At 61.1% G+C, this 3963-nt stretch carries 5 protein-coding genes; 2 read left to right on the forward strand and 3 right to left on the reverse strand.

Translation table 11 applies throughout. The annotated features are described in order from the left end of the window. On the forward strand, window positions 1–1973 hold a 1973-nt coding region (gene mnmC / locus AC1DH9_RS24460; RefSeq protein ID WP_477808929.1), incomplete at its 5' end, for a bifunctional tRNA (5-methylaminomethyl-2-thiouridine)(34)-methyltransferase MnmC2/FAD-dependent 5-carboxymethylaminomethyl-2-thiouridine(34) oxidoreductase MnmC1. Between the two features lie 80 nt (window positions 1974–2053). Further along, window positions 2054–2281: a YheU family protein gene (locus AC1DH9_RS24465; RefSeq protein ID WP_019693006.1), complete on the forward strand. Its 228-nt coding sequence runs from the start codon at window positions 2054–2056 to the stop codon at window positions 2279–2281. Window positions 2282–2318: 37 nt separating this feature from the next. Here the strand turns inward: AC1DH9_RS24465 and csrA are convergent, their stop codons facing one another. The 3 genes from csrA to AC1DH9_RS24480 form a co-directional block, all read right to left on the reverse strand. Next, the gene (gene csrA, locus AC1DH9_RS24470; protein WP_427532193.1) at window positions 2319–2504 is read right to left on the reverse strand and encodes a carbon storage regulator CsrA; all 186 of its coding nucleotides are present in this window, start codon (window positions 2502–2504) and stop codon (window positions 2319–2321) included. A gap of 141 nt (window positions 2505–2645) precedes the next feature. Next, window positions 2646–2978, reverse strand: a complete 333-nt coding sequence (locus AC1DH9_RS24475; RefSeq protein ID WP_103315817.1) for a YnfA family protein — start codon at window positions 2976–2978, stop codon at window positions 2646–2648. 64 nt (window positions 2979–3042) lie between these two features. Then, window positions 3043–3858, reverse strand: coding sequence for an SDR family oxidoreductase (locus AC1DH9_RS24480; RefSeq protein ID WP_427541472.1), 816 nt, complete (start codon window positions 3856–3858; stop codon window positions 3043–3045). Between the last annotated feature and the right edge of the window lie 105 nt (window positions 3859–3963).

The following is a 3963-nucleotide window of genomic DNA, read 5'->3' on the forward strand; positions in this document are numbered from 1 at the left end:
ACCCCGTACCGCATGCCCAGCTCGACTGGGACGACCAAGGTCGCCCGCGCTCGCGGGTGTTTGACGACGTGTATTTCTCCGACCAGTCGGGCCTTGATGAAACCCGTTATGTGTTCATCGAGCAAAACCGCCTGAGCGAACGTTTTGCCGAACTGCCAGCCGGCGAACGGTTGGTGATTGGCGAGACCGGTTTCGGCACCGGGCTGAATTTTCTCTGCGCCTGGCAGTTGTTCGAGCAACAGGCTGTGGCTGGTGCACGGCTGCATTTCATCAGCGTCGAGAAGTACCCGCTGAGCCCGGCGGATATGCAACGGGCCCTGACACTCTGGCCCGACCTCAAACCGTTTGCCGATCAGTTGTTGGCGCAGTACGTCGCCATCCACCAGGGCTTTCAGCGGCTGGTTCTGGACAATGGCCGCGTAACCCTGACGCTGTTGATCGGTGATGTGCTAGACCAACTGCCACAACTGGACGCGCAGATCGACGCGTGGTTTCTCGACGGTTTCGCTCCAGCGAAAAACCCCGACATGTGGACCGCCGAACTGTTTGCCGAACTGGCGCGTCTGTCGGCGCCCGGTTCGACCATCAGCACCTTCACCAGCACCGGCTGGGTGCGCCGTCTACTGAATGCGGCGGGTTTCAAAATGCGCCGCACGCCGGGCATCGGTCACAAATGGGAAATCCTGCGGGGTGAGTTCGTCGGCTGGCCACAGGAAACTCCGGCCCCGGCAACCGCCAAACCCTGGTTTGCTCGCCCGAATCAGCTGAGCGGCGAACGTCGTGCGCTGGTGATCGGCGCCGGACTGGCCGGTTGCGCCAGCGCCGCCAGCCTCGCCGCACGCGGTTGGCAGGTCAGCCTGCTGGAACGGCATGCCGACCTGGCGCAAGAAGCCTCGGGTAACCCACAAGGCGTGCTGTACCTGAAACTCTCGGCCCACGGCACCGCACTTTCGCAATTGATCGTCAGCGGTTTCGGGCACACCCGGCGCTTGCTTGAACACTTGCAGCGCGGCGTCGATTGGGACGATTGCGGCGTGCTGCAACTGGCATTCAATGCCAAGGAAGCCGAGCGTCAGGCGCAACTGGCGGCGGCCTTCCCCGCCGATCTGTTGCACCTGCTGGACCAGCCGCACGCGCAGGCCCAGGCCGGAATCGAACTGGCCCATGGCGGGCTGTTCTATCCAGAAGGTGGTTGGGTTCATCCGCCAGCCCTGTGCCAGTGGCAAGCATCGCCCCCCAATGTCCAACTGCTGACGCACCGCGATGTGCTGGAACTGCGCAAGGTCGATGATCAGTGGCAAGCCTGGGACGGCGAGACCCTGCTCGCCAGCGCGCCGGTGGTGGTACTGGCCGGCGCGGCGGAAATCAAACGCTTCGCACACAGTGCCGAGCTTCCGCTCAAACGCATTCGCGGGCAAATCACCCGCTTGGCGCAAACCGCTGAGAGCCGGTGTCTGGCGACGGTGGTTTGCGCTGAAGGTTACGTCGCACCCGCACGCTTGGGTGAACACACCCTGGGCGCCAGCTTCGATTTCAAGAGCGACGACCTGACCCCGACTACCGCCGAACACCTCGGCAACCTGGAACTGCTCGAGGAGGTTTCCAGCGATCTGGTCACTCGTCTGCACGCCAGACAGTTGGACCCGGAACAACTGCAAGGTCGCGCCGCGTTCCGTTGCACCAGCCCCGACTACCTGCCAATCGTCGGCCCATTGGCTGACAGCCAGGCGTTCGCCCAAGCCTATGCCGCGCTGAGCAAGGATGCCCGACAAGTGCCAGACATCGTTTGCCCATGGCTCGACGGGTTGTACGTCAACAGCGGGCACGGTTCACGCGGATTGATCACCGCGCCGCTGTCGGGCGAATTGCTGGCGGCGTGGCTGGACAACGAACCGTTGCCCCTGCCGCGAAGCGTCGCCGAGGCCTGCCACCCCAACCGGTTTGCCTTGCGCAAGCTGATTCGCGGCAGCTGAATCGACAGCGGGTTGCAGCTCCTGCTGGCCGTTAAGGTTCATCCGCCGTAGGATCGCCGAATTGATGACCCGAGGTGCCTATGCTGATTCCCCACGACCAACTTGAAGTCGACACCCTGACCCGCCTGATCGAAGACTTCGTCACCCGTGACGGTACCGACAATGGCGACGAAACCCCGCTGGAAACCCGTGTGTTGCGGGTGCGCCATGCGTTGAGCAAAGGTCAGGCGCTGATAGTGTTCGATCCTGAAAGCCAACAATGCCAACTGATGCTCAAGCACGACGTGCCCAAGCACCTGTTTGACTGAGCACCCGTTTGGCCGGGCAGCTATTGGACCGAGTCCTTCAGCCGCGTTTGCCGTGTACCCGTTTGGCCTGAATGCGCTCGTAGACTTCGGCGCGATGTACATTGATGTTTTGCGGGGCTTCGATACCGAACCGGACGTTGCTTCCGTTCACGGCGAGGATACGCACAGAGATGTTGTCGCCAATGGAGATCAATTCGCCCACGACGCGGCTGAGTACGAGCATGGCTCTAGTCCTTGAGATTACCGGGCCTTGAAGATGACCGGCTGACGCCGGGTCTACAATGCAACAGCGGCAAAACAGTTCCCTCCTACGCGGTAAAACGATTCCCCTTACAGACGTCCCTTTCACCGCAACGCCAATGACTCAAGGTGTAGTGAAGCGTGGGCCAAACAGTATGATACTCGCGCCTAATACGCACAACGCAACGCCCAGCCAGTCCGAACCCAGCGGACGAATCCGCTCGACCACGCCGAGCCAGCCGATGGACGCAATGATGTAAATGCCGCCGTAGGCTGCATAAGCGCGGCCCGCGTAGGTCGATTCGACTTTGGTCAGCACAATGGCGAACAGCGTCAGGCTGAGCAGCGCCGGCACGACCCACCAGACGCTTTTGCCCTGCCGCAACCACATCCAGAAAGCGAAACAACCGGCGATTTCGAACAGCGCCGCGAGGAAAAACCACAGGTAATTAAGCATGCACACATCTCGTCAGGGCGGCCAGAAGCGGCAACCCTAACGACGCAGCCCGCTACTCGCAAGCTCAGCTGGCGCTTTGCCTGGCCTTGGCGCGCATCTTGTCGGCCATCACGGTCATCTCGTTGTAGAGCAGCTGCGGATTCTTCTGTTTGAGTGCCCAGGCCATACGGCCCTGCTCATGGGGCAGGATCATGAACTCGCCTGCGGCAACATGCTGGTAGATATAGTCAGCGATGTCGCTGGCGGTAATCGGCGAGCTTTCCAGCAACTTGCCGACCTGGGCCTTCATGGCCGGGGTCGGGCCACGGAAGGAGTCCAGCAGGTTGGTCTGGAAGAACGACGGGCAGACCACATGCACAGCGATTTCCTGCTGTGCCAGTTCAATCAGCAGGCTCTCGGACAGCGCCACGACACCGGCCTTGGCCACGTTGTAGTTGCTCATGGCCGGACCTTGCATCAATGCAGCCATCGAAGCGATGTTGATGATCTTGCCTTTGCTTTTTTCCAGCAGCGGCAGGAACGCCTTGCAGCCTTTGACCACGCCCATCAGGTTGATCGCAATCTGCCAATCCCAGTCTTCCAGCGACAGCTCACTGAAGAAACCGCCCGAGGCCACGCCGGCGTTATTGACGATCACATCGATGCCACCCAGCCTCTCTTCACAGGCTTGGGCGAAAGCGGTCAGCTGGCTGTAGTCGCGCACATCGCAACGCTGAATGAAACCGTCCCCCCCCGCCTCGCGGACCTGTTTCAGGGTTTCTTGCAAGCCTGGCTCGCTGACATCGGACAAGGCCAACTGCCAACCTTCTCGAGCCCAGCGCAGAGCGATTTCGCGACCCAGGCCGGACCCGGCACCAGTGATCATCATGCGATTTTGCATAGGGAGTTGCCTTGTTGTTCCGGGGAAGATGCTCGCAGTGTAGCGAAGGATTTTCCTACACCCATGACCATCAAACTGCTGAATACCCCAGGCAAACCGCAGCGG

The organism is Pseudomonas sp. 05T35, from assembly GCF_056396605.1.